Annotated in this window: 20 protein-coding genes; 13 read left to right on the top strand and 7 right to left on the bottom strand. The window is 33.5% G+C overall.

Annotated elements, in window-relative coordinates:
• The first annotated feature begins 36 nt into the window (after window positions 1-36).
• Window positions 37-2,427 (top strand): lectin-like domain-containing protein, encoded by a 2,391-nt coding sequence (locus JKP71_RS07830; RefSeq protein WP_200407610.1) that lies wholly within the window; start codon window positions 37-39, stop codon window positions 2,425-2,427.
• 127 nt (window positions 2,428-2,554) lie between these two features.
• Here JKP71_RS07830 and JKP71_RS07825 read toward each other — a convergent pair whose 3' ends face one another.
• On the bottom strand, window positions 2,555-3,451 hold the full coding sequence (locus JKP71_RS07825; RefSeq protein ID WP_200407609.1) for an Rgg/GadR/MutR family transcriptional regulator: 897 nt from the start codon (window positions 3,449-3,451) through the stop codon (window positions 2,555-2,557).
• Between the two features lie 591 nt (window positions 3,452-4,042).
• On the opposite strand from JKP71_RS07825, the gene JKP71_RS09635 reads away from it, so the two are divergent.
• The 5 genes from JKP71_RS09635 (at window position 4,043) to JKP71_RS07800 (ending at window position 11,171) form a co-directional block, all read left to right on the top strand.
• Complete coding sequence (locus JKP71_RS09635; RefSeq protein WP_200407608.1) at window positions 4,043-5,740, top strand: adhesive domain-containing protein; 1,698 nt, start codon at window positions 4,043-4,045, stop codon at window positions 5,738-5,740.
• A 1,270-nt stretch (window positions 5,741-7,010) separates the two neighbouring features.
• Window positions 7,011-8,477, top strand: a complete 1,467-nt coding sequence (locus JKP71_RS07815; protein WP_200407607.1) for a Y-family DNA polymerase — start codon at window positions 7,011-7,013, stop codon at window positions 8,475-8,477.
• Window positions 8,467-8,817, top strand: a complete 351-nt coding sequence (locus JKP71_RS07810) for a hypothetical protein (protein ID WP_200407606.1) — start codon at window positions 8,467-8,469, stop codon at window positions 8,815-8,817. Before JKP71_RS07815 ends, JKP71_RS07810 begins: the two co-directional genes overlap by 11 nt.
• A gap of 228 nt (window positions 8,818-9,045) precedes the next feature.
• Window positions 9,046-9,753, top strand: coding sequence for an EAL domain-containing protein (locus JKP71_RS07805; RefSeq protein WP_200407605.1), 708 nt, complete (start codon window positions 9,046-9,048; stop codon window positions 9,751-9,753).
• A gap of 281 nt (window positions 9,754-10,034) precedes the next feature.
• Window positions 10,035-11,171 carry a GGDEF domain-containing protein gene (locus tag JKP71_RS07800; RefSeq protein WP_200407604.1) on the top strand — a complete coding sequence of 379 codons (1,137 nt, stop codon included), beginning with the start codon at window positions 10,035-10,037 and terminating at the stop codon, window positions 11,169-11,171.
• Window positions 11,172-11,888: 717 nt separating this feature from the next.
• Here JKP71_RS07800 and JKP71_RS09585 read toward each other — a convergent pair.
• The 3 genes from JKP71_RS09585 to JKP71_RS07785 form a co-directional block, all read right to left on the bottom strand.
• Window positions 11,889-13,385: a S8 family serine peptidase gene (locus tag JKP71_RS09585; protein WP_373298637.1), complete on the bottom strand. Its 1,497-nt coding sequence runs from the start codon at window positions 13,383-13,385 to the stop codon at window positions 11,889-11,891.
• Between the two features lie 249 nt (window positions 13,386-13,634).
• A complete protein-coding gene (locus tag JKP71_RS07790) occupies window positions 13,635-14,003 on the bottom strand; it encodes an iron-sulfur cluster biosynthesis family protein (RefSeq protein WP_200407603.1) in 369 nt (122 codons plus the stop codon).
• Window positions 14,004-14,088: 85 nt separating this feature from the next.
• Entirely contained in the window at window positions 14,089-15,042 is a 954-nt protein-coding gene (locus JKP71_RS07785) for an alpha/beta hydrolase (protein WP_200407602.1), read from the bottom strand.
• Between the two features lie 129 nt (window positions 15,043-15,171).
• Between JKP71_RS07785 and JKP71_RS07780 the strand changes: the two genes are divergently transcribed.
• Both JKP71_RS07780 and JKP71_RS07775 read left to right on the top strand, forming a co-directional pair.
• Window positions 15,172-15,609, top strand: coding sequence for a MarR family winged helix-turn-helix transcriptional regulator (locus JKP71_RS07780; RefSeq protein ID WP_200407601.1), 438 nt, complete (start codon window positions 15,172-15,174; stop codon window positions 15,607-15,609).
• A gap of 884 nt (window positions 15,610-16,493) precedes the next feature.
• Window positions 16,494-17,003, top strand: coding sequence for a hypothetical protein (locus JKP71_RS07775; protein WP_200407600.1), 510 nt, complete (start codon window positions 16,494-16,496; stop codon window positions 17,001-17,003).
• 947 nt (window positions 17,004-17,950) lie between these two features.
• On the opposite strand, the gene JKP71_RS07770 is transcribed toward JKP71_RS07775, so the two are convergent.
• From JKP71_RS07770 to JKP71_RS07760, 3 genes are all read right to left on the bottom strand, one after another.
• Entirely contained in the window at window positions 17,951-18,619 is a 669-nt protein-coding gene (locus JKP71_RS07770; RefSeq protein WP_200407599.1) for a hypothetical protein, read from the bottom strand.
• Window positions 18,620-19,321: 702 nt separating this feature from the next.
• Complete coding sequence (locus JKP71_RS07765; RefSeq protein WP_200407598.1) at window positions 19,322-19,636, bottom strand: helix-turn-helix domain-containing protein; 315 nt, start codon at window positions 19,634-19,636, stop codon at window positions 19,322-19,324.
• A 30-nt stretch (window positions 19,637-19,666) separates the two neighbouring features.
• The gene (locus tag JKP71_RS07760) at window positions 19,667-20,542 is read right to left on the bottom strand and encodes a helix-turn-helix domain-containing protein (RefSeq protein ID WP_200407597.1); all 876 of its coding nucleotides are present in this window, start codon (window positions 20,540-20,542) and stop codon (window positions 19,667-19,669) included.
• Window positions 20,543-20,799: 257 nt separating this feature from the next.
• Here JKP71_RS07760 and JKP71_RS07755 point away from each other — a divergent pair, with 257 nt between their 5' ends.
• From JKP71_RS07755 to JKP71_RS09580, 5 genes are all read left to right on the top strand, one after another.
• Window positions 20,800-22,101, top strand: a complete 1,302-nt coding sequence (locus tag JKP71_RS07755) for a glycosyltransferase family 2 protein (RefSeq protein ID WP_200407596.1) — start codon at window positions 20,800-20,802, stop codon at window positions 22,099-22,101.
• Window positions 22,102-22,216: 115 nt separating this feature from the next.
• Entirely contained in the window at window positions 22,217-23,344 is a 1,128-nt protein-coding gene (gene wecB / locus JKP71_RS07750; RefSeq protein WP_267905519.1) for a non-hydrolyzing UDP-N-acetylglucosamine 2-epimerase, read from the top strand.
• Between the two features lie 114 nt (window positions 23,345-23,458).
• On the top strand, window positions 23,459-23,794 hold the full coding sequence (locus tag JKP71_RS07745) for a hypothetical protein (protein ID WP_200407595.1): 336 nt from the start codon (window positions 23,459-23,461) through the stop codon (window positions 23,792-23,794).
• A gap of 29 nt (window positions 23,795-23,823) precedes the next feature.
• Window positions 23,824-24,216: a Spx/MgsR family RNA polymerase-binding regulatory protein gene (locus JKP71_RS07740; protein ID WP_200407594.1), complete on the top strand. Its 393-nt coding sequence runs from the start codon at window positions 23,824-23,826 to the stop codon at window positions 24,214-24,216.
• Window positions 24,217-24,290: 74 nt separating this feature from the next.
• A partial coding sequence (locus JKP71_RS09580; RefSeq protein WP_234446119.1) for a MucBP domain-containing protein occupies window positions 24,291-25,890 on the top strand: 1,600 nt, incomplete at its 3' end.

The raw sequence follows: 25,890 nt of genomic DNA, 5'->3' as shown, positions 1-25,890 counted from the left end.
CTTTTATAGACATAATGTTTTTATGGGGAGAAACAGATGAAATTTAAAACGAGTATATTGTTAGCAACAGCAGTTGTTACAACATTAGGCGGCGGTGCATTATCATCGCATAATGTCGTAAATGTCTTTGGAAATAGTAAGGTTTATGCAGCAACCTCTAGAGACATTACGATTACAGGGGAAACTTTTCCAGACTACTTTCAAAGCAATGGGGCCGCAGCAGCTCATCCCTATGATGAAGTTAATTATATCCAGACTTTGACTGATGATGCTACATATTTGGCAGGAAATGTTACTTTGACTACCAAGGTAGATATGTCGCAGAGCTTCAGCTTTAAAGGCGAAGTTAATCTTGGAAATAAAAGTAAACAAGATGGAGGGGCAGACGGTATAGGTTTTCTTTTCCACCCTGGTGATACAGATGCAGTTGGTGCTATAGGTGGAGCTGCAGGTATAGGTGGAGTTCAGGGAGCTTTTGGTTTCAAATTAGATACTTATTATAATGGAACTGCTGAATCTAGCTTTATGGCGGATCCAGATATCTATAGTGCTTCTAAAAGTGCTACAAAAACCGATGAATCTTTCGGTGCTTTTGTTGATGGGACTGACGGTGTAGCAAAGACAATTGAGAAGGGTTCCTTAACAATACCGCAACCTACTGATAACCAGTTCTTACCCTTTGAAATTGTGTATGATGGTACAACCGAAACCATGACTGTTACTTATAATGGTGAAAAATGGGAGAAAAATGTAAAAGAATTTATGGGTGATGAAACAGCCATGTCTTTCTCTATTGCAGCATCTACTGGAGGAAATAAAAATTTACAACAACTTAAGAATGTAACCTTTACCTACACGATAGCTCAAGGAACTGTGGTTTCACATTTTGTTGATGAAGATGGTAATCCTATTTTAGATGCAGATGGTAATCCCATCTCTGAAGAAGAATCAGGAGACTTAAATACTCCTTGGAGCTTAAAACCTAAAGAAATACCCGGATACACTTTTAAAGAGGTGAAGGATAATGTACCAACGGAAGGGACTTACACAGCAAATGATCAAGAAGTAACCTTTGTTTATACCCGAAATGTTGGACAAGCAGATGTGACCTATATTGATGATACAACTGGAAAAACTTTAACCACTAAAGATTTATCTGGGGGGGTAGGTGCTTCATTAAATTATGCGACAGCCGATACGATTAAGTCTTATACGGATGCTGGTTATGTTCTAGTTTCTGATGATTACCCTACTCAAGATATGCAGTTTACTGAAGAGCCTCAACACTATGAGGTTCATCTAAAACATGATACAACTGAAGGTAGTGAAGAAAAAGAAGTGAAAGAAACTATTCACTATGTCTTTGAAAACGGTGATCTAGCTAAGGAGGATTATCAAGCAACACCTATTACCTTTAGTCGTTCTTATGTGATGGATAAAGTAACGGGTGAAAAAACCTATGGTGAGTGGAAGGCAGTTAATGGTAACCAATTTGATGAGGTGGCTTCGCCAGAAATCAAAGGATATACACCTGACCAAGATAAAGTGAGCTCCATCCCTAACGTAACTGTAGATATGGATGATATCGAAAAAACGGTCACTTATAAAAGAAATCCAGGTAGTGTTGTTATTACTTATATAGACGATACTACGAATAAAGTTTTAGAAGAAAAAGAACTGACGGGTGAAGTAGAAAGTCTCGTAGATTACACAACTGCAGATCGTATAAAGTATTACATTGATAAAGGTTTCGTGTTGGTATCTGATGGCTATCCAGAAAGTGAAGTTACCTTTACGGAAGATGGACAAAAATATATCATACATTTGAAACATGATGAAATGAGAGAAGACGAAGAAAAAATAGTAAATGAAACCATCCACTATGTCTTTGAAAATGGAGAAAGTACTTCAGAGGACTATGTTGCGACCCCTATTAAATTTAGCCGTACTGTAACAACGGATAAAGTAACAGGTGAGAAAACATATGGCGCATGGCAAGCTGAAAATGGGGATCAATTTGCTGAGGTAGTTTCACCAAAAATCAAAGGATACTCTGCTGATCAATCCAAGATTGATGCTATCACGGGAGTAACACCTGAGACGGGAGATATTGAAAAAACAGTCGTTTATACTAAGGATACTTCAACGACTACTTTGCCTCCAGTAACTTTCCCTGATTCTGGTAATCCCTCATTACCTGATCAAGTAATTGATAATCAAAAAACGGAAGAATTTGATTTTAAATCAGATGATACCGCAGATGTTCCTACCTTTGAAGAAGGCACTGAGGTTACAACAGAGGAAGACAACTTGCCAACTACAGGTGAAAATATATCCAAAATGAGATTATTAAGCACTCTAGGAGTGTTCCTACTCGCTGTTTCTGCAATGCTTTATGAGCTAAAGAGAAGAATAAAAAAACAATAGTAAAATATAAAGAAGACTACATTAAATCATAAAAAAACTCCAGAGAAAGAAACTCTGGAGTTTTTTACGATTTAATATTGAGAATCGATAGGATAAGTGTCTGCCCATTTGTCTTAGAATGATTCACTTACTCATTTATTTCTAAATTATCTAAATCTCTTTGTATAAGATTTACAGTGTCATAGCAGTTATAAAAGACTAAGTCCTCTTTACATTTTTTAATGATTTTGGCTGCCTCAACATCTCCTGCTACGTACTGTAAAATAGCTTTGTCGTATACTAGAGTTATTTTTTCATATAAAAATCGATCATCAATATTTATATTTTCTAAGAAGGTTATAAAGTCTGTCGTTAGTGAATAAAACTTGAGATGAATCAGCTGTGAAATGACATTGAGGACGGCATCAATTAAAGCATGTCTAGTATACTGTAGCTTTAAACTTTTTTGGGTGGGGGAAATCATCTTATTGGTTAAATCCCACAAAGTGTAGCCATCAAAGAGATGAGAACATTGACCAAATAGTTTTATATCATACTGTCCCCATTCCTTTATCTCAGATAAATAAGTTTTTAAGAAGTTAATCTCTTTAGTTTTAATTTCAAAAGGTTCTAATAAAGAGATGACAGCTTTTACTCTTATTTTTTCCAATTTATAGTGTCTGATATTGGGATTATCTTGTTCTAAGTTGATGATTTCATCAAGAATAGCTTTTAATTGGATAACATCCCTTTTGTAGTAAGCCATAGACACTCTACTATCAAAGACAGTAACATCAGAATGTCTTTGATTTAAGTTGTAAAGAAATTGAAATTCGTAAGTATTAACATTTATATTTCTTAAAAGTTTTAAAAAGTGATCAACATGGGGGATGCATTTCCCGTTTTCAAAGTGTGAAAGTGAGGTAGTAGATAGCTCACCAGCGACCTCTTTCTGGGTTAATCCTTTAGCAAGTCGTAGTTGTTTGAACGTTAATCCTAAAATATTAGGTGTATTGTTAAGAGTATTAAGATTTTTTTCTGCCATATTTACCCCCCAAATAAGATATTCAATCTTAAGTATACTAATATTATAGGCTAAAATACGAAAAATTACATAAAGGTTGTTTATAAAATACAAAAGTTCCTAATGTGTTACAAATAATACAAAAGAACAGACTTTGTACTTTAGATTATAATTATTGCACGTGTTTTTTTAAGTAAAGTTTAAGCTAATTAAAAATATTGATTTGCTTTTCTCCTTACTAAACTAGGAAAATATCAGTAAACATATAGTTTATAGAAGGTGAAGTTTAATTAAAATAATGCAGAGGTAGTTATGTACTTTATAAAAACTAAGTAAGCTATAATGAAAACATGATAAATAAGAAGACACTTATTATTTAATAAATGTATGGAGGAATAAAATGAGTGACTATCCTATTATTACAGATATGTAATTTCAACATCATACTCTTAAATGAAAGGACGAATTAATGTACGATACTAATATTCTTAATTGTGAAGTGCTAAATTATCGCTTTAATTTGGGTGTAAATAAAGCCCCGCCTATTTAAAGAAATAAAAAAAGAAAAACTAAATAGGAAAAACGATTAGAAATGTATTGGGAGATACTAAAATGAAAAAATTTAAAAAAACAAGTGCTATTACCCTTTTATCAACCGCTATAATTTGCGCTAGTGGTTTAGCTGTTCCTTTGATGAATGCGACTACTATGACTGCTGAAGCTTCAGAAGTTGATGTTACTTTAGCTTCAAAAACTGGTTTAGATTCGTCTTATAAATCAGCAATTAAGACAACAGGTTCTCATTCAGGAACCCTTACGGTTACTAACACTATTGGTGCCCAAGCAAACATATTGCTACAAACGTTAAAATCCGCAGAAATTAAGCTTCCAGCAGAACTTGCGAATAACATAAAAGTAGCTGATAATGCGAATATTCAAATGAAAATGGGGATCAACCTCACACAAATTCCACTACTTGGCGATTTGTTCAATGGCTTGGCTACTGGTACAGATAATGCAATAAAAAAACAACTTGCTATCATTGTAAATAATCCTTCATTTGAAGGAAGTAACGTGGATAAAGTGTACGACGCAATCAATGCACTGGAAACATTCCAAAATATGGATATTTCTGAACAAGTATCACAAATTTCAGTAAAAGATGGTGTAGTTACTGCTAAATTTGATGATGCAACAGCAAGACATATTGCCAACCAAATTATCCAATTACTTGAAAATCTTCAAACAGCAATCAATATGGTTGACTGGGGTAATGGTATAGCTGCAAGTATCGCAAACACAATTACTGAAACAGTTAAACCTTTGGTAAATAAGGCTATTGATACTTTGCAAACAGGTATTAACAGTGGTGTTGGTAACTTGGCAAGCTTATTTGGTAATACAGGGGTTTTGACTTCAGCTACAATCAGTTTCCCAGTAGATATTGATGTCCCAATGTCTTGGTATCAAAAATATGCCCCAAATGGTACCTCTTCTAAATTTGCAGCAGGTATTGAAAATACGTCAGGAATAAGTTGGGATATTTTTGAAAATACTGCCTCTGCCAATACAGTTGTTGAATTTGCAGACATTGTAGCACCTAAAACCCCAAGTTTGAGTAATGTTAAGAAATCTTCTGTTACCGTAAAAGCTGAAGCTGGATCAACTGTTAAAGTGTATAATGCGTCAGGTCAACAAATTGGTTCTGCGAAAGCCTCAGGAACAGCTGATGGTAAAACACAAGTATCTGTAAATGTAAATTATACATCACAAAAAGCAGGTGCTAAAATTACAGTAAAAGCCACAGATATTCATGGTAATACCTCATCAGCTGCAACAGCTACCACTCCAGCTGCAAATACTACTAATCCAACAAATCCTTCAGTACCTGTAAAAACTCAAGTTGTTTACCGTCTATACAATCCAAACACAGGGGAACACTTCTATCCAACTTCAAAATATGAACGTGATGCAACAATTAAAGCTGGATGGAGAAACGAAGGTACTTTGGAAAACGCACCTAAAGAAGGAAAAGCTGTATATCGTATCTACAACCCTAATGTGAAGGGTGGCGACCACTACTATACAATGAGTAAATATGAAGCTGAAGTACGAGTTTCAGAAGGCTGGAAGTGGGATAATAATGCTAAACCTGTCTTTTACTCAGGCGGTAACAAAGCAGTTTATGTAGCATATAATCCTAATGCGAAATCTGGTGCTCACAACTATACAATGAGTGCATTTGAAGAACAATCATTATTGAATTCCGGTTGGAAATATGGAAAAACTGCTTGGTATGCAGTCAAATAGTTCAATGATTGATTAAACTGAAACTAAAAACAGAGTTTTAAACTCTGTTTTTTTTATTCAATGAGAAGAGTTACAAGCCATTTCTCAAAATGCTAGCTGCACCCTTTAAAGTTTACAAGGTAACTAGAGATAAAGAGAGGGTAGTTCATGTTTCATTAGGATATTTTCAAAGTTAAAAAAGGTGCAATAAGCATTTAAAACTGATTTTTATAATAGAAAGCTAAAATCTACAAAAAAATGAAGTAAGAATAATTTGGATATAAAACAAAAGAAAACCACCTGTAATGAAGTAACAGGTGGAAAAGGAGTAAGCTGGTATTAAGGAGTCAACGGGATTCTTTAGGTCACTCTCAAAGATAAATACAGGCTCTATAAGAAACTTAAAGTATTTCCTATAGTAAAACTCTTTAAGTGAAAAATGAAATGGGGTAAATTGAGGGGGGAAATAATTAAATATTAAAAAACGAAGTAGCAAGAGGTTATGTTACTACACTTCCCTCTCTTGCAAACTTAGCAGTACAGCTTATTTCAGACGAATGTTTAGATCCAAGGGAAAGTGTGAGTATTGCAAGAGATATGACAAATAAAAAGCTGTTGAAAATTGAGGGACTTTTTGAACACGCTGGTATATAATCACGCTTTAGATGTAGTAAAATCTCTTTTTGTCTGTATAATAAACAGATTATAGTTTCCGTTTATCTTTATAGCTTTTCAGTATAAATCCTACTAGTTATTATATATGTCTTAGAATAAATTGAGAAAAAAAGGACTTGTTGACGCAAGTTCTTTTTTTTCTCAATTATATTATAGCAGGATAGTTTTTCAAGCCAAATTTACTTGAGTCAGTTACAATTAAATTCCATAATTTTTTCTCTAACCCAATGGCGGTCTGAAGGCCCAAATTTACTGATCGCTTGTTTTTCGGCCGCTATCCAGATAGATAAATGCTCTGATAGCATCATCCGTGTACAATCCTCTGGAAATACTTCTTGAAGGACTAAAAACCTTCGATGGCATTCTCGCTCATAGGTCTGTTGAATATCTAATAAACTGGTTGAGCGCTCTAAATCTTTCTTATATATCATTTCTAACCCTACTTTCCTAAATAAATTGGCTTCTTTATGAAGTACTTATCTTAAGTTATCTTGCATCTCATTATACCACAATATTTTCTAATTATCATTTTAACAGATAAATAGTATTGATTTTTAATTAAAAAGGGAGTATAATATCAATTAAACTGATATTATGCATTTTAAAGGAGGATGCTATGAATCAATTAAATCAAAGTCAATACTTTGACTATTCACTTGAACCAAGACGAGCCATCCTCTTTCAAGATGTCAAATCTAACTATGCTTCAATTGAATGTGTCCAACGTAACCTTAATCCTTTAACAACTTCCCTTTGTGTGATGAGTCGAGCAGATCATTCTAAAGGATTAATTCTTGCCTCTAGTCCAACCTTTAAGAAGGTTTTTGGAGTGAAAAACGTGAGTCGAGCGAGCGATTTACCTTTTCTCATTGAAACAAGAAAGTTCAATTATCCGCAATGGTATCGGTCACACACGGATATTCATGGTCAACGAACAGCACCAAGTGTTCAGTATGTTGCCTACATTGAGAGCTGGGCAAAACGAACATGGCTAGTACCTCCGCAAATGCAACTGTATGTGGATTACAAGATTAAGGTCACTGACATTCTCACTAACTATACCTCCATTGAGGAAATTCATTCTTACTCCATTGATGAGTCTTTTTTGGATGTGACGGAGTCCCTCAATCTCTTTTATCCTGATATTGAAAATCGGTACGTGCAAATGAATCAAATTGCCTTAGATCTGCAACGAGCAATACTCCATAAATTAGGACTGTATGTGACGGTAGGTATGGGAGACAATCCTCTGCTTGCCAAGCTTGCCATGGATCTTTATGCCAAGCATAATCGGAACATGAGGGCTTTAATTCGTTATGAGGATGTTCCTGACAAGCTCTGGACAATTCCAAAAATGACTGACTTCTGGGGAATTGGTAAACGAACAGAAAAAAGGCTCAATAAGTTAGGCATAACCACCATAAAAGAACTAGCCAATGCCAATCCTCTTTTGCTGAAGCAAAAACTAGGCACAATAGGCCTTCAACATTTTTTCCATGCCAACGGTATTGATGAAAGCAATGTCCGAAAAAAGTATGTGCCTAAGTCCTCCAGCTTCAGTAATTCGCAAATTCTTCCACGTGACTATCCTAAGCAAAGGGAAATTGAACTAGTCATTAGAGAAATGGCGGAAAACTTAGCCACAAGGCTTAGAAAGGGAGGAAAGCTTGCAAGTAACCTTTCACTCTATGTCGGTGCTGCAACGACCTCAGAATATTCCTCCCTTAAAATCTCTCGCAATATAGAAGCTACGCAGAACACCAAAGAACTGCAAGACCTGGCAATAACCCTCTTTCGTGAAAAGTACGAAGGTGGAGCTGTTCGCCAGATTGGGATAAGCGGAAATCGCCTTTCATCCGCTTCTGTCAAACAGCTTTCTTTATTTGAAACACCAGAGGAAAGTCAAAATACAGAAAAACAAGAGTCACTCCAAAAGGCTATTGATGAGATACGAGAGAAGTTTGATTTTTTAGCTATTCAAAAAGCAAGCAGTCTATCTGAGGGTTCACGTGTCATCTACCGCAATAAGCTTATTGGAGGTCACGCAGCTAAGCAAGAAACGGAGAGAAAAGATGTCAGTTGATCGTTCATACAGTCCTTTTGAGGTCATTCGAACTTATCATGATCGAGGGATGATGAAATGGGGGGCATTTGCGACAGGCGAGTTAACAGAAGCCCAATGCACCTTTGAGAAGAAACAAAAAAAGGATGAAGTGATTCATCCCTTATCCCCTCATGCTATACTTCATCTTTTAAATCAATCTTTTACCAACCAGATACAAATTAAAGTCACTTATCAAACAAAAAATACGCTCCAAGTCGTTTATGGTTTCGTTTCTGAATTTATTAATAACCAAGTTCGAATAAAATCAACCGATAAAATTTATCTCATTTCCATTAATCAAATTATAAAAATTTCATAAAAAAATACACCCTGACGAATCGTGTGTGAAACCAAGGTGTATTTTTTGCTTTAAGTTTATGGCTCTCTAAAAATAACATAAATGTCAAAGAGAAACAAACAATAGTTATCAATAAATACTAAAATCAAACTAAATTATAGGTCATACAAAAACGTCTGTACAATCTTAAAAAATGAGTAAAATATATTTCATAAACAAAACCAAAATATAGTATTACAGGAGAGAATAATGGTAGAATTTAGGTTTTTTTGTCAGAGAATCAAAAATACAAAAAATAGTAATGATAAATCCTATGAGTTATTGCTTAGATCGGCAAATGGCGCTTCATTCCCCGCAGAAGAATTTAGTAAAATTGTTGTCAATAAAGAGAAGCATAAAGAATATCTGATATGGCTTGAAAAGGCTATAAAGTCAGTCGTTGAACGTTATCCAAACAAGATTTTTAGCTTCAATTTAGATCATCAAGAGCTTGAATATGATGATACATTTAACATGCTAAAAAAACTTGGTAAATTTAAAAATAGGATTATTATTGAGGTCACCGAAGTTCCACCAATAGTAAGAAATACTCCTTATTTCTCTCATGTTAACCTCTCTGCTTTCCAAAAGATTAAAAATATGGGTTATAGAATTGCACTAGATGATGTCGCAGAGGGAATAAATTCAATAGGAAATTTATTTCTACTCTTAGATTTTATAGATCGTGTTAAATTTTCAACATTAAGTTTTAGGTGTTCGATGAATGAGGACCAGCTAAAAAAATTTATAATATACATTTCTAACATTACGAAGTTTGCTAAAAAAGACCTTGTAATTGAGGGGATTGAGGATGCTCTCTTCTCGCAATGGGTCAGTGAAAATATTACACACCTTCATCAAGGTTATATATATTCAAAACCACATAATATATGGCCTGTTGAACTTAAAAAACTGTAGTGGAACACCAATAAAAAGAACTCATATATTTATCTTATTATGGGCTTTTTACTTTAACTAGGTTAAGTACGATAAGGATTGGATTTCTGGCTTTTATTTGCTTAATTTAAACTTTTAAATCTTATAATATTTGAGGATAATTCCACTTTTTACTTGATTAAAGTTTTCTTACTGACAAAATAATTCAGATAATATATTGTATGGATTACAATATATGAAGCTACCAAAAATATCAAATAGGTTATCATAGTATTATATCAATAAAAAGGATAGGGGCAATGATGGAGCTATTCATTGAGGTACTAGGAAAATACTTTTTAACAAAAATTCTCTTAATCCCTAGCATTCTAGGGTTTATTTTTATTTGCAAAAACTTACTAAGAAAAAATAAATTTACTCAAAACAAATTTCTAATTTATTTATTCTATTCACTTAATTTCACTTTTTGGTTAGTAATGTTAAAATTTGTTTTTGTCAAAATTGATCCTAACCCTCATGTTTTTTCAATAAAAGATATTTCTCTTATTTTCACATCAATCTTAATTGATTATTTCATTGTATCTTATTACAAATATATTGAGTACACAGTACTCCCTTTTTTTGTAGTATTTTATTTTGCATATCTTAATGAATATGGCTTCACACTACAATCTTTTATTGTAGTATGGCTGGCTTTAGCATCGTTTTGGTTTCTATTGCTATTGGTTTCTAAAAAAAGAGTTGATATCATTCAAAACATACCTAGACTCCTACTAGTCAGTCTAATTCTTGTATTAGTAGTGCTTCTGATAATATCTTCGCAATTTCCAATCAATTTTCTATACGCATTAACTTTGTTTGGTAAAATTTTCATCCTTCTTTGTATTACTAAGATTATTTTTAAAGAGGTAGCTTCAATAATAGAAGAATACTCAAAATATAAAGAATACACTTATATTGATGAATTGACAGGGGTGTATAATAGGCGAAAGTTTGATGAAACATTCAAAGAACTACTTAATAGCGATACAATAAATAAGTTTTCATTAGTACTTTTTGATGTGGACTCATTTAAACAAATAAATGATAAATACGGACACCTTTCAGGAGATATAGTACTAAGAGATATCAGCTATCTAGTTGAAAAACACTTGAGGGAGAATGGAGAGAACGGTCAACTTTTCAGATTTGGTGGTGATGAATTTTTCATAATTTTTAGAAATCGATCTGGAAATGAAGTTAAAAAAATAATGGTGGAGATAGTGAAGAAAATCTCCTGTACCGAGTTTCAGTGTAATTCATTTAAAATTAAAGCATCAATTTCTGCAGGTATTGTAGAAGCCACACCTGGAGCATTGGGAAAACATATTATCTCTCAAGGTGATAAAAATCTTTACGAAGCAAAAGCACGAGGTAAGAATCAAGTATATTTACAATAGTATAGAAAAGAGGTGTGTGGGATGATTTCGAAAAATGAAGGTTTGTTGATGGATTACTTTACTTTTGAAGATATTCTGATTGATATCATTAGACTAGTCGATATTATTGCGGAGGGGTAAAACTACTTTTCAACTAAAATGAAGAGCTATTAATTGCTTGTTCGTTAGGAGCATTTCAAAAGAATGATTGACTCATTTAGTTTGCGTTACTTATAAAGAAATACTCCTTTTGTTAGAAACACGTGAACAGGCTATGAACAGATAAAAAATTATAAAATAAAATGGGACAAATTTTGGGGCAGGACAAAAGAAAACCACCTGTAATCAAGTAACAGGTGGAAAAGGAGTAAGCTGGTATTAAGGAGTCAAGGGGCTTTAATGGTTCACTCTAAAAGGTAAATATAAGCTTTATAAGGTTTTCAAAGTGTTCTCTATAGTATAACTCTTAAATTAAAAAATAAAATGGGGCAAATTTGGGGTAATTTTAATAAATTAGTTATTAAAACTCTAAATTATATTCACTTCTTATTTAGCTAACTTCAAGGAATATGAACCTAATTTTTGGAAGGAATAGTAATCCTATAAAACCTATAAGAATAACATTTAAAGCTGTTCCATTATTCTAAAGTTTTTCAAGTTTGACTATTTTGATAACACATTGGTGATAGAGGATAATCTGAGATAGCTTCACATTGAAGGGCTCCTTAATTTGGTATTTTAAACTAATTTCCAAGGTCCGTTCTCACCAGACTGATCAGGTTGAGAGTTCTTGTTCCACCACTTGGCCTCATATTGCTTTCCATTATAAATTACACGGTCACCACCCCAATAAGTCTTGTCTTTATCCCAAGTATCCGATGGATTGCTCGAAATGTCCCCTGTAAGACGGAGTAAGTTTGAAGTATTGAGGCGTCCTCCCGTTTGGCAAAGTTCTTTCAATGTATCTATTTTATCTACAGACTCCAAGATACTGTCTTTTAATTCTTTGGTAGATAAACTACTATTTTGAGATAGTGCTAATGCCGCACTACCAGTTACATGTGGAGTAGCCATAGAGGTTCCGGTGTCATAATCGTATTGATTTCCAGGCTTAGTGCTATAGATGCTTTCGCCCGGCGCAAACAAATCAACACCAGTTTTACTATAACTAGATTTAGAACTACGCTGATCCGCTGCATTAGAATTGCCAACGCTAATCATATTAGAAATATTTAACGAAGCTGGATATATGGGAAGTGAAGAGTAATCCTGACCATAATTGCCGGCACAGGCAATAAATAGTCCTGGATAATTGGTGATTGCCTGTTCAATAGAGTAGTTATAACCAGTAGATTGGATACTGTAATTTATCAGTGGAATATTTTTGTCTGTGGCCCAGTTAATCCCTTTAACAAAGTTAGCACTGGTCCCTGAATTAGCGTTGTTTAACACTCGGATTGGTACCAAGGTAATATCCCAGTTAATCCCGGGAATACCAATTCTATTGTTGCCCTTAGCTCCAATTGTTCCAGCGACATGTGTCCCATGTCCATGACCGTCATTTGGATTGGTATCGTTATCTACAAAATCATAGCCTAATTCTACTTGTACATTATCCTTTAAATCCTCGTGGTTATAATCAATGCCAGAGTCTATTACAGCCACTTTTACATTTTTCGAACCTGTTGTTTGTCCCCAGACTGAAGGCATATCAATTTTAGCGAGGCCCCACATTCTCCACCAATTATCATCGTTAGGGATAATAAGATTATTATTAGCTGATGCTAACGTATTAGAAAGTGAGGATAGACCTTTTGCATCGGTATCGTCCATTTTTACGATGTAATTAGGCTCAGCATATTCAACCTCAGGTAAAGCTATTAAAGTTTCAATTGCTTGGGATATTTCTATCTCAGTGTCAAACTCAATTAAGAGAACCTGATTATTTTGTCTATCTTTTGTCACTTTTTCTAGAGATAAGTCTTCAACTATTTTTGCGTTAATACCAAATAAATTGTCGTTTTTTCTATTAGATGAATCAAGGGGGACACTTGGCGTCATCCCAACAATTAATTGACCAGGTACAAAATCTGTTTGTTTTTCTTCTACGTGCTTTATAATTAACTCTTGTTGTTTGGGGGTTATATCAGCTTTTACCTGTTTATGTGTGAACAAGACACTGGCTGAGATTGCGAGTATCCCTAATACGACGTAACTCTTTGTTTTTCTTTTCATTCATCATCTCCTTTAATTGATATACTTATAATCGTATCAAAGGCTAAAAAGTGGAGCAAGCGATTTCATCTTTTTAATTAAATCTATTATTGTACTCGGAAAGTACATAAAATTAATAGCGTTGTGAGATGTAGCGAAAGTTTCTTATAGGAGTTTGTGATAGCAATGTCTCATCTTAAAAAGAAAAAACAAGGAATTCCCTTGTTTTTTTTATAATTGTTTAATGTTAATTTTATTGTCCAACTTTATTTAGAAAGTTGCCCTTGTTTTTCCACGAAAATCTACAATCAAAAGGTTAGGACTTAGAAGTTCTGCAGTGCTCCGAAGCTCAATGAGATTGTAAGAGGTATTAAGCACTGTATACATCTCATCTTGGAAGAAGTAGGCGCCATATCCTTTATAGTAAATTGGTCCAAATTCAGAGTCGATTGTCGCATCAAATTCTTTTGGGACTTTTCCTTTATCGACAGCCACAATACGATAGCGAGAAATCCCGCCAGCACATGCATCAACTTCTGTATTTTCTTCACTCAATGTATGATCGAAATCAAAGACTAAGTCAGCTTCGCCTAAATCTTTAATCTTAGTAGCAGTCTTTTCATCAAATTTGATCTTCATTCTATTCTCCTTGCTTTAGAAATGTAAACTAGAAATATGGGTTTTTCAATTTTTATAAAATTCTTTTAATATAATATCAGGTTGACTAAATATTGTTTTTTCTGTTAATCCATTCTGTAGATAAAGTCATTGCTGCTCGTGTTGCTTTAGATTGGTCTAAACTATTTACCATTACAAAATCGTGAATCATGCCTTGGAAACGAACTTGTGTAACTTCTACACCAGCTTCTCGTAATTTTCGTGCATATGCTTCGCCTTCATCACGTAGAACATCTGCCTCGCCGTTTAAAATCATTGTGGAAGGTAGGCCCTCTAAGTCATCACTACTTGCCTTTAATGGAGAAGCAGTAATTTGTGAACGATCTTGTTCATTCATTGTATATTGATCCCAGAACCATTGCATCCCTTCTTTAGTTAAAAAGTATCCTTCCGCAAATTCATTGTAAGATTCTGTATCAAAATTTGAATCGGTTACAGGGTAATATAACAATTGTTGATTAATCGGTAAACCATTGCGTTGTTTAGTCATAATAGTCATTACGGTCGCCATGTTACCTCCGACAGAATCGCCGGCCACGGTTAAGCGACTTATATCTAAGTTTTTACTTTCTGCAATATTAGGCAATTGTTGTAAGATAGAATAATTTTGTTCAATCGCTGTTGGATATTTTGCTTCGGGCGATAAGCTGTACTCTGGGAAAATTACTACAGAATTAGTTCTTACAGCGAGCTCTCGCACTAATTTATCATGTGTTTTAGCACTCCCAAATACCCAGCCTGCGCCATGGATATAAAAGATTACGGGTAATTTAGCATAATTTCCAGAAGGACGAATAAAACGAATATTAATTTGTCCATACTTACCAGTATCCATGATTCTGTCTTCGATATCAACGTTATATTTATTGACAGGTGACTCTTGTACTTTTTCAAGTAAATTACGCCCATCTTTAGGATCTAGTTCATAGATGCGAGGGTGAGGAGCGTTTGCCTCACTAAAATCGATTGCTTCTTTTTCTAATGAAATTCTCTTTGTCATTATTGTGGACTCCTTTAATATTTATCACATAGATAATTATAATCGTTCGCGATATAATCGTCAAGGATTTAAACTTGAGCAATGTTATTATTTAGTTTATACTAGATGAAAATAGATTGGAGGAACAAAATGGCTTCAAATAAAAATTTAACTCCCTTAAGTGATCACCTTTGCTTTTCACTTTATGCTACCTCACGTGCGATACAGAGGCTATATAATCCTTCTTTAGAGAAATATAATTTAACCTATCCTCAATATCTAATCTTAGTGAGTTTATATGATTTAGGGACACTATCTGTTAAAAGGATAGGAGAGGAGCTTGACTTAGCTAGTAATACTTTGACACCCCTGCTAAAACGCATGGAGCAAAGAGGTCTACTAGCAAGAGAGCGAAGTAAGGAAGACGAACGAATTGTTTTACTTACCATCACAGAATCAGGGAAGAAGTTAAGAGAAGAGGCCTATGACCTGCCTCAAATTTTGTTAGAAAAATCACAGTTATCAGACGATGAGTGGAGTACCTTAACTAAGTTATTGGAAAAGCTTCATCATGATACAAAGTCATAAGAGAATATCTTTTCTTAATGATAATAAATCATATAAACAAGGAACTTGTTACAAAAGAGGAAGTATAAAATTTTCAAGAGATCTGTGAGTAGCAAATCTTTGCAAAGCCGATTGTATTTGTACACAATCCAGGTTGCAAGAACCTTCGACCTTATTGGTGTATCCTTGTTTTGTAAGCGGTTATTATTGAGTGCTAAATACAATTTAAGTTTGTATAGACGTAAATCTCAAAAGAGAATTATGATACAAAATTATTATTTTTTTACTAGGTTTTATACCTATAGATAGAGAAAATGTCATCTACGTGTTTTATAACCAAATGTAAGTATAGTAAAACGTAGGTGAACAGTGCTTAAGTTATAGTTGTACTTTATTAAGCAGTTCATGTAGAGAAGCAGGGAGTATATTAAAATCTGATTCGTAATTTTCTTGGGTGCTTGAAAGAAAAAATTAAATTAAATTAGATTAGATTAGTAACACAAAAGGCTAAAAGTCCTAAGCTCACACAACCATTAGTAGATGTACTTTAATTTCTTCATCTTCGGGGACGTTTTTATCATAAAAATAAGATCGTTGACAAAATTTTTTCTATCGTGATAAAATAAAGTATAGTATAGGGTACAAGTTATACCCTAGATATCTTTGAAGCCATCCTCCCCCATTAAGGGATGGCTTTTTATTTGAATTAATCGTGCCAACTGTTATTTTTTAGCTCTAAGACACTTAGTTTAAACTAATCTTTCCAGACTTTCACGAGGATTTCTTATAAAAAACACAGTTATATCACAAGTGTCTAAAAGTGTAAGATAATTTAATATAACTCCTTGAAAAAATTATACCAATTTGCTAAAATCGTCTATGTGAAATGGAGGTAGTTTAGAATCATGAAAAACTACAAAAAAACAATTATTTCAGCTTTTATATTCGCAATTATCTTTAGTGGTTGCTTAGGCGCAAAAGCTTTAGCTGAAAATTACTGGACAGGGCATGCTGACATTGAGGTTATTAACCAGAATATTGATACCTTAACCAATCGTATTCAAACAAAGAATCAGAAAATTTCTGATCTTAACAATAACGTAAAAGATTTACAAAACACGCTAGACTCAGAGAAACAACAAGTAACCTCGCTTAATACTCAACTTGAACAAGTGAATGCCTCTAAACAACAAGAAATCCAACAAAAAATAGACGAAATTAATGACAAAATTGCGGAAGGGAATCAGAAAGTAGCAGATAAACAAAAAGAACTTGATACTGCTAATCAAACAATTAGTAACCTTCAAGCTCAAATTAGTGAATTGCAAACAAAATCAGGAGAAAATGACCAAGCTTTAAGTGATGTTCAAGCGACACGTCAAAAGGCTGATCAAGCGGTTCAAAATGCTCAATAATTTTTAGAGAGAAACTACTAAGAACATATATGATTTTTTTAGTCAGGGAACCTACTATATAATAGGTGTATTCGTAAAATTTTAGCGCTCAATTAACTGGGTGTTTTTTTGTTGCATGAATTTGTGGTATACTATTCTAGTCTTAACCTTAGGCAGCCGACTTATGTGTCGGTTTTTTTCAAATTCTTAATTATGATAATGATGTGCAAAATCTAGCTCAATAATTAAAACTTCAGTAGATAATTTGTGTATGTAGTGTTTGCAAGCTTCTCTGTTTTTGACAGTTACTCGATTGGATTTAATTGCCTTACTTCGCATGGGAACTCTTTTGGAGTTCTTTTTCTTATTATATGTGGTAAAAATTGGATCAAAGTAAAAAAATAAACAAAAAACCATATGCATGGTTTTATAATTGTGCGAGTGCAGGCTTCATGTTACCCTCAAGGTTAAGTACAACTGTTCTGAGGCTTTATAAACGCTTCCTATAAAAAAATTCTTAAATTAAAAAATAAAATGGGGCAAATTTGGGGTAATTTCGAAAAAGATGATATTTATATCTTAATTATTTGTTTGATTTATAAACTTAAAGGTTTGATAAATCCATGCTTGTCTTCTATATCAGATGCTTTAATAACAGAAAATAAATATCATTTAGATGCCATTAACTATACAAATATTGCTAATTATATGTTATAGTAAGTATAAAGAAAAGAACTTGCGCTAACAAGTCCTATGTGACCAACTAAAAGTTGGTTGCTAAATTAATCTTAAGAACTGTTTACTCACCTAAAGTATATATAGTTCTTATTTTTTTGTCTTATCAAGGATAGTTTCTATAGCAGTGCGTAGTAAAGGTTATGTATAATAATAAAGCTTAGTTATTTCAGATACTGCATATCCTCTGTTTCTTAAGATATATTATTTAACTTCTAAATCTTTTAATCTCCCTATTGTACTATAGCACTAGATTCATCAGTAACGTATGTTTCATTATTTGAACCAATAATTGGATCGTGAATGATATCCCACATTGCAGCATTATATTTTAATTGCATTTGGAATTCATAGCCCTTAGGTGCGTCTGGGAGAGGTAATGTAGGATATTGTGTAAGAATTTGTCCATAATTAATTACTACATCTGCATTAACATGCCCTTGCCCTACCCACAGTTGATGAGGAGTTTTGATAAGAATACGATCGCTATAAGTTTCGATCATATCCGGAGTAATATCAATAGATTTATCTCCCAAGAATGTTTGAGTATGTATTTTACCTGTAATCGCGTTAGAGAAATCAGGAGTTACACCTAAATATCTAAACTCTTGAGGAAGTTTAATCATTAATACGGAGACATCACCATCAACAAAGCCCACATTTTGAGCAGAATAGTGTAATGTTACTTTTCCTGTGAAATCTAGTCCTTGTATATAAGGAACCATTTGTCCCTCTAGTTTACCATTCGCCGCAACAATTACTGTTCGTGATTGAGGATTATCATATTGCACGGCATTTGTCGGGTTAGGTACTGGTACCGAATCTGCAAAAGATGTTAAAGGGATAGCGGTTACTATTAAGCTTGAAGCGATAGCTCCAACAATAAAATTTTTGTTAATCATAAAAGAATCCTCCTAAATATATTAAACGCAGGCAGCACTACTGGAAATAACAATTAGTAGTTCCAGATTGTTTGAAAAAGGTAAATAACTTTGCGCAAAGATTGTTCAACTTTTTACAAATTCATACTAACATAGCCCTATATGTTTGTCAAAAAAAAAATGAGTACTGAAATTAAGGTTTTATAGGAATTTTATTAGGACATAAAAAATCAAATGTGATATATTACACAATATATCTATTGTAATTTTTAAATTCTACATTGAATCATTATTTGCTAACTAAACGAAAACTTAAGCATGTAACTATGTTTTTGTTTTAAAATTTCTAAGAGATGGGTGTGATATTATATATTAGTAATACTATATAATGACATAGTATTACATAGGATAGTATCTTTTTTTGTATACGTGATGTGCCAAAATCGATTTCTATTCAGAGATAGATACTTCTTCACTTTTTGATGTTAATGAAATTATTTAAAAAATCCTTTTAAGTCTGGTGAAATTAATACTTTATTGTTAGATTAATTTTTTATTTCTTTTATCTATAACACGTAATTCAGAATTTTTGAGTCGGACTATAATTATATTCTTGAAACGATCTGGATCGTTAACAACCACGGTTGCCGACTGTCCATTACTTAAGATAATTTTTTCCCCTGGACGCATATTTTAAGAAACTCCTTATAGTATTCTGGTGATTTAAATGAGATTAGGATCGAAATATTCTTTACAGAGCTGATAAAGCTCTTTTTTTTTACCCAATTCCAAGCCATAAAAATATTCAGCAATGGTAGTTTGCTTTGGATCATCTGACAAGCCAAGTAAATATTCGGGATTGACATCAAAATAATCTGAAAGTTCTAGTAATCGGAGTCCAGAAGGAATTTTTCCATAACGATAGTTATTTAAAGCACTGCGAGGATAATTTAATTCTCGCTCGACTTGATAAATAGGCTTTTTTATTTTTCTACATTGTTCTTTTAAACGTTGATGAAAGATATAATTTTTTTCCATATACTTTACCTTATTGATTTGATGAAGTTTTTATTGAGAAACCTTTTTAGTTGAGATGTGAAGCTGACGAGGTAGCAACAGACTCTGTATTAACTGTTTATAATAGTTAGATAAATTATAATTACCGGTTTCTTCAAATATTCTTAACGCTTTTTCAATCTTATTCTTTCCTTCTGACCGTTCTTGAAAGTTAAAAATCCAGCATCCAATGGTTAAATTGTATAAGTTTTGTAGAAACATAAAATTATGAGTGGAAATATTTATCATTGAAGAGTTTTGTATATGATCAAGTAAATATTTAGCATAGTCCTTATAACCTAATTTTATAAGACGAAGAGCTGCGTTGCAAATAACTTTAACAAGGTAATAGCTATAGGTTGTAGAACGAACAATACTATCCTTATCAGCTATCAGTTTATCAAGTATGTGGAGAGAATCATGTATGTCTAGATGTCTAATTGTGAAACTTAGTATCCACAAATCGCTAGTTAACCAGGCTTCCAGAGAAAAAAAATAATCAGTAATTGACTCAATCTCTTTCTCGTCTAAAGAAGAAAAATAAGCTTTAGCAGTAAGAGCGATATACTGCAGCTCAGAATTTTTAGCAATTTTGTATAGTTCTTGTAACCTGTTGTTATTCTGCTCAATAATAGCTTCTTCAATTTCTTGCATTAAAAATTGAGCATCATCAAGAGTAAATCCATCCAGGAGAAATTCGAACTCCTCTAAACTAACCCCCATAATTTGTAAACTCGCCAAAACTTTGTCAAACCCCATCATTGTTTCTCCTCGCTCGAACTTAGAAATGGTTGATTTTGAAGGAGCTATTGAAGAGAAGTCTGAAAGAGGTAATTGCTTCTGATTTCTCAGCATTCTGAAAGTATTTCCGTATTTTTTATAAATCATGTGAACCTCCAAAGGTTTAAAAAATTAAGGTAGATATAGCGAAACTACCTTCAAGTTAGACTATAACAAATAAAAAAACGCTGATAAAAAACGTATCCCATATGAAACACACGGATAGTTTTGTATCGCTTTAGATACGGAACTAAACTGAAGGGTTATTTTTGGTAGCATAGTTAAGGTAACCGAGATGTTTATTAATCTTTTGATTTAAGATGATAAAAATATAGGAAAATTCAAACAGTTAGGAAATAAAAGAAATGTTTTTGACTCCAGATTGGCTATTTAGCATTTTAAGAATAATAGTAGGTGTTTTATTAGTTTTACTATTCGCCAACTTAATTTTTTATACATCACTGAGTGTGATTGCTGTAAGGAAACCGAAAAGAGATTATCGACTAGTAGATGATCAAAAGAAATTTTTATTTTTGATTCCTGCTCATAACGAAGAAGCGGTGATTAGAGATACCCTGGAAGCCTTAACGCAACTCAATTACCGCAAATCTTTATATAAAATTGCTCTTATTGCGGATAATTGTACTGACCAAACTGCTTTAATTGGTAAAACTTTTGAAGGCGTGTCAGTTTTTGAAAATCACTCTCAACCAGATGAACCACGAGGGAAACCACACGCAATAGCGAAATATCTCGAAACAAATCCCTGGCAGCATTATGATTATATATCCTTTATTGATGCTGATAATATTGTTCACCCAGATTATCTTAAAGAAATGAATTCACAAGTATGTGCTAATCCTAATTTGACGGCTGTTCAAGGTTATCTAGGTATTAAGAATTTAGCTACTTCAATTACTGCTTCAGGTTATGCAGCCGTCTATTTTATTACTAATCGAGCTGTTCAATACGGTAAGCACCTATTAGGGTGGAACGCTGCGATAGGGGGGACAGGATTTATTCTATCTGTTCCGTATCTGAAAGTTCATGGATGGAATCCTAGAAGTTACACGGAAGATTTTGAGTTACAAGTAGAGCTTTCAAATCAAGGGATGAAAAGTACTTGGAACCATTTTGCTAAAGTTTATGATGAAAAACCAAATTCGTTCATAGCAAGTCATAATCAGAGAACGAGATGGGCCCAAGGACATTGGTTTGTGGGAATCACAACTACACCTCAACAAATAAAAAGAATTATAAAGTCTAAAAATATTGTTGATTTTATGAATCGTGTAGAGACTTTGTTTTATTCATATTCAATGATTCGACCTGTCATTTATTGCTTGATTCTAATTTTGAGTTCTATTGATAGACGTTTATTCGTTTATTTACCAAATCTTTTTTCACTAGCTATTTACTGGGGGATTATTGAGATCCTTAACTTTTTTCTAGTTCCTTTTATCTATATTACACAAGAGGGGAATCTATATTTTAGAAAACAGAAGAATATTTTTATGAAGATAATCTTATATGTTAGATTAATCATTGCTTTTGTTTGGAATTCTCTAACATATTTACTTGCTCAGCTAGTAGGCTTTGTGACTTGGTATTTCCCGCAAAATAAGTGGAGAAAGACTGTTCACAATGCGACTTTTGAAAAAGAATGAAAAGGAGAATAAATGAATACCAAACGTAAAAATAATGAAACTACACTCCTGTATTTACTCATTGTTATAGCTTTTGTTGCTTTATATTTTTTATTAAATTAAGGAGAGAATACAAGTGAAAAAGAAAGTAATAGTTACTTTTGGCACAAGACCAGAAGCTATTAAAATGATTCCAGTTTATCAAGAACTACTGAAGTATCCAGATAATTTTGACGTTACTCTCGTTGTTACAGGACAGCATCGAGAGATGTTAGATCAGGTTTTAGACATTTACCAAATTACACCTGATATTGACTTCAATATTATGAGGCCAAATCAGAGCTTGACAGAAGTCACGAATATTTTACAGCTTAAATATGATGAACTATATACCAAAGAACGTCCTGACCTTGTACTTGTCCATGGTGACACAACCACTGCTTTAGTAGCTGCTTTTGAGGCATTTTATCACAAAATTGAAGTTGGACATGTAGAAGCGGGGCTGAGAACCTATGAACGCTACAACCCTTTTCCAGAAGAGCTTAATCGTCAGCTTATTGGTAGATTTGCTACCTTCCACTTTGCGCCTACCTTAAAAGCAAAAGAAAATCTTCTTAAAGAAAGAGTTCAAGGAAAAATTTGGGTAACTGGAAATACCGGGATTGATACTTTATTTTTAAATCTTAAAAAGAAGTACGAAGATACATTTTTGGATCAAATAGTCGAAGGTAAGATGATTATTTTAACTACTCATCGACGAGAAAATCTTGGCGAATCGATGGAGCATATATTTTTAGCAATAAAAAAACTAAGTAAAAAGTGGCCAGATTATGCAATTGTTTACCCTGTTCATATGAATCCAAAGATCACAAAAATGGCTCATCAATTTCTTGAAGGTCTTCCTAATGTTCATCTCATTCCTCCCTTGGAGGTGGTGGCTTTTCACCACTATTTGAAAAAAGCAAAAATTATTTTAACTGATTCAGGGGGAATACAAGAGGAAGCCCCTTCCTTAGGAAAACCAGTGTTAGTTCTTCGCGGAACAACTGAACGACCAGAGGGTGTAGCGAGTGGAACTCTTAAATTAGTCGGAACCAATCAAGAGACTATAGTGGGTGAAGTAAACAGATTGCTTGAAGAGCCCAGTTATTACCAAACTTTTACAAATGCTAAAAATCCCTATGGGGATGGTACAGCTTCTGTACAAATTGTAAAAGCTTTAAAATTGATGCAAAAAACTCAAGAGGAGGTAAATATTAGGTAAAAGATAAACTAAATTATGTTCACAAACTCACAATTATAATTGAAAATGGATATAATATCAAATTTTAGAAGATTTTAATTTATTTTTAAATATATATGGAGGTATTACGAAAGCATGAAAACTAAAGTGATTGTTATTGTGGGCAGGCCTGGTAGAGCGGTAGAATCGTTACTAAATAAAATGCAGGAGAATGCTGCAATGATGAGAAAAAAATACAAGATATTCAGTGATACAAGTGTAGAGATTAACAACCTGTTAAGCTCAAAAGAGTATTTGAATATTGATGTACTCCTATTAACACCTCAACTTTCTTTTATGCGTGATCTATTGTTACAAAAAAGCAAAAGTTTAGGTATAGCTGTAGGTTTACTTTCACTAGAGGATTATTCACTTTCTAAGGGGGAGGGGGCTATCTTAACAGCTGAAAAGTTAATGGAAATAAATAATTAATAAAAAAAGCAACCATAGAGGAGAACATAATGATTGCATTTTATTATGCAAGTTCGTGCAGATCTAGTAAACTAGCTCGAAAATGGTTGATTAAGCATCATTTAGAGTTTGAAGAAATTAATATACGGACTAATGGAATTAGACGGGAAATACTTTTAAAAATGCTATCGATGTCAGAGCTGGGTATTGAGGACATTGTTTCACTACGCAGTAAGTGTTTCAGAGAGAAAAAATTTGACTTTAACGATATTACTTTAAATGATTTACTTGAAAAAATTGAAAATAATCCAGAGCTCCTCAAACATCCACTTATCTTGAGCGACCAGCATTTTCAATCAGGGTATAACGAAGAAAATATGAGAGCCTTTCTGTCACGTACCTATCGAACAATTGAGAGAAAAATTCCTGACTTAAGTGTATAGCTATTAGAATAATTTAGAAAAAACATATAGCTTTCTGTTGGAAGTTATATTAGAACTATAGGAATGGAGAAAATATGAGTCACACAAAAAAGTTTAAAATTATGTCAACAAGTGCAGTTGCCTTACAGCTTATTTCTACTGGAATGGCTCCAGTAGTTGCTGCCACTCAAGTATCCCCACAGAGAACAAACCAAACTGCAGAGGCGCAAGCTGCTAATGATTATACGGCTTCCCTAGTTACAAATGCAAATATTGTAAGTACGGGATCAGTTTTAGATTTGCAATTATTCCTTAAAAATAATGATGATGATAAAATTTCAGCTGGTACAGTTTTCACTATCAATATTAGCTCAGAGGCAATTGATTACAATGCAATTGATTTCAGCGATGCTACAATTACGAATTTTTTTGATTATTCTACAGATGAAGCAGCTGGACAAATCAAATTGACTTTGAAGCAGGATGTAGTTGGTAATGGTACAGAGGTTAATCCGATTATACACATACCTGTTACAGGCAAAGCTGGAGAAAATTATACGATTAGTGTAACGGCATCCGATGGCACATCAGTTCCTGTAACGAATGATACGATTACAATTAAGGATAATGAGAATAATGCTGTATATGGAGATATCAACACTTATTGGGGATTGCACGAGGGACTGAATGGTAACTTTATAGGTCAAGCTGCTGGTTTAGAAAAAACGGGTATTTTCAGTCGCTCAAAAAATCAAATAGATATCTTTGGAGAATTTAATACATCATATGAACACTGGGATCATTTTATTAACAATACAGACCGCTGGGTTACGTTGAAATTTGATTATGATCCTCGTGAGACATTGGACACTAATTCAATCCAACTTTACAAAAAAAGTAATTACGATCTCGTTCCATATAAATTGACAGAGCCGATGGCAGGGGAACATGTAGCTTGGGTAAATATTGATGAAGCTAATCATTCTTTTACAGTACAACTCAAAGATAATTGGATAGTAGGTGGGGCTTCTAGCCAAGAAGTGTTGGTAGTAGGTTATAGTGCAACGGTAACTGACGCAACGTTAACTTATGATAACACGATGACGCTTGAAAAAGAGGATAATAGTGTTGTTCAAAATTTCCCATTACATTCAATTTTCTCTGAAGATGGTGCTAGTAATGTATTTCCAACTGTTCAGTCTAAAGATCTGCGTTATCCCCTTGGACAGTTGAGTGCTGAAAATGCTGAGGATATTTTAAAAAGAGATTCAAATGCATCTGCTACAGATACCATTGATGGTGTCATAGATCCTAGTGAAATTACGGTTGATACTAGTAAAGTGGATTTCACTAAACCTGGGAACTATGAAGTTAAGTACAAAGTAAAAAATAGTTCAGGGAATACTGATGGTAAAACTTATCATGTAGAGATTTACGCGGAGACTGCCGAAGATGTGACAGTTAAGTACGTTGATGAATCAGGAAATAGCATCCATGATTCACAAACCATCAAGGGTAATATTGGTGATGAATATGATGCAAGCACACCAGAATATAAATTGACCATCCCAGGTTACACACTTGATGAGAAGAAATTGCCAACAAATGCGACAGGTACATTGACAGATAAAGCTCAAATTGTAACTTATGTGTATTCTAAAGATGCGGTCGCTGCCGAAGATGTGACAGTTAAGT

Origin of the sequence: Lactococcus taiwanensis (genome assembly GCF_014905395.1) — a bacterium.
Lineage (GTDB): Bacteria > Bacillota > Bacilli > Lactobacillales > Streptococcaceae > Lactococcus > Lactococcus taiwanensis.
The sequence above is the reverse complement of the archived record's forward strand: the minus strand, read 5'-3'. Positions and strand labels throughout refer to the sequence as shown.

Coding starts and splice junctions, on each gene's coding strand:
- JKP71_RS07800 (WP_200407604.1), top strand. CDS start 10,035: ATGGAGCTATTCATTGAGGTACTAGGAAAATACTTTTTAACAAAAATT.
- JKP71_RS07825 (WP_200407609.1), bottom strand. CDS start 3,451: ATGGCAGAAAAAAATCTTAATACTCTTAACAATACACCTAATATTTTA.
- JKP71_RS09635 (WP_200407608.1), top strand. CDS start 4,043: ATGAAAAAATTTAAAAAAACAAGTGCTATTACCCTTTTATCAACCGCT.
- JKP71_RS07810 (WP_200407606.1), top strand. CDS start 8,467: ATGTCAGTTGATCGTTCATACAGTCCTTTTGAGGTCATTCGAACTTAT.
- JKP71_RS07755 (WP_200407596.1), top strand. CDS start 20,800: ATGTTTTTGACTCCAGATTGGCTATTTAGCATTTTAAGAATAATAGTA.
- JKP71_RS07740 (WP_200407594.1), top strand. CDS start 23,824: ATGATTGCATTTTATTATGCAAGTTCGTGCAGATCTAGTAAACTAGCT.
- JKP71_RS07805 (WP_200407605.1), top strand. CDS start 9,046: ATGGTAGAATTTAGGTTTTTTTGTCAGAGAATCAAAAATACAAAAAAT.
- JKP71_RS07775 (WP_200407600.1), top strand. CDS start 16,494: ATGAAAAACTACAAAAAAACAATTATTTCAGCTTTTATATTCGCAATT.
- JKP71_RS07815 (WP_200407607.1), top strand. CDS start 7,011: ATGAATCAATTAAATCAAAGTCAATACTTTGACTATTCACTTGAACCA.
- JKP71_RS07765 (WP_200407598.1), bottom strand. CDS start 19,636: ATGGAAAAAAATTATATCTTTCATCAACGTTTAAAAGAACAATGTAGA.
- JKP71_RS07830 (WP_200407610.1), top strand. CDS start 37: ATGAAATTTAAAACGAGTATATTGTTAGCAACAGCAGTTGTTACAACA.
- JKP71_RS07780 (WP_200407601.1), top strand. CDS start 15,172: ATGGCTTCAAATAAAAATTTAACTCCCTTAAGTGATCACCTTTGCTTT.
- JKP71_RS07770 (WP_200407599.1), bottom strand. CDS start 18,619: ATGATTAACAAAAATTTTATTGTTGGAGCTATCGCTTCAAGCTTAATA.
- JKP71_RS07760 (WP_200407597.1), bottom strand. CDS start 20,542: ATGATTTATAAAAAATACGGAAATACTTTCAGAATGCTGAGAAATCAG.
- JKP71_RS07745 (WP_200407595.1), top strand. CDS start 23,459: ATGAAAACTAAAGTGATTGTTATTGTGGGCAGGCCTGGTAGAGCGGTA.
- JKP71_RS07790 (WP_200407603.1), bottom strand. CDS start 14,003: ATGAAGATCAAATTTGATGAAAAGACTGCTACTAAGATTAAAGATTTA.
- JKP71_RS07785 (WP_200407602.1), bottom strand. CDS start 15,042: ATGACAAAGAGAATTTCATTAGAAAAAGAAGCAATCGATTTTAGTGAG.
- JKP71_RS09585 (WP_373298637.1), bottom strand. CDS start 13,385: ATGAAAAGAAAAACAAAGAGTTACGTCGTATTAGGGATACTCGCAATC.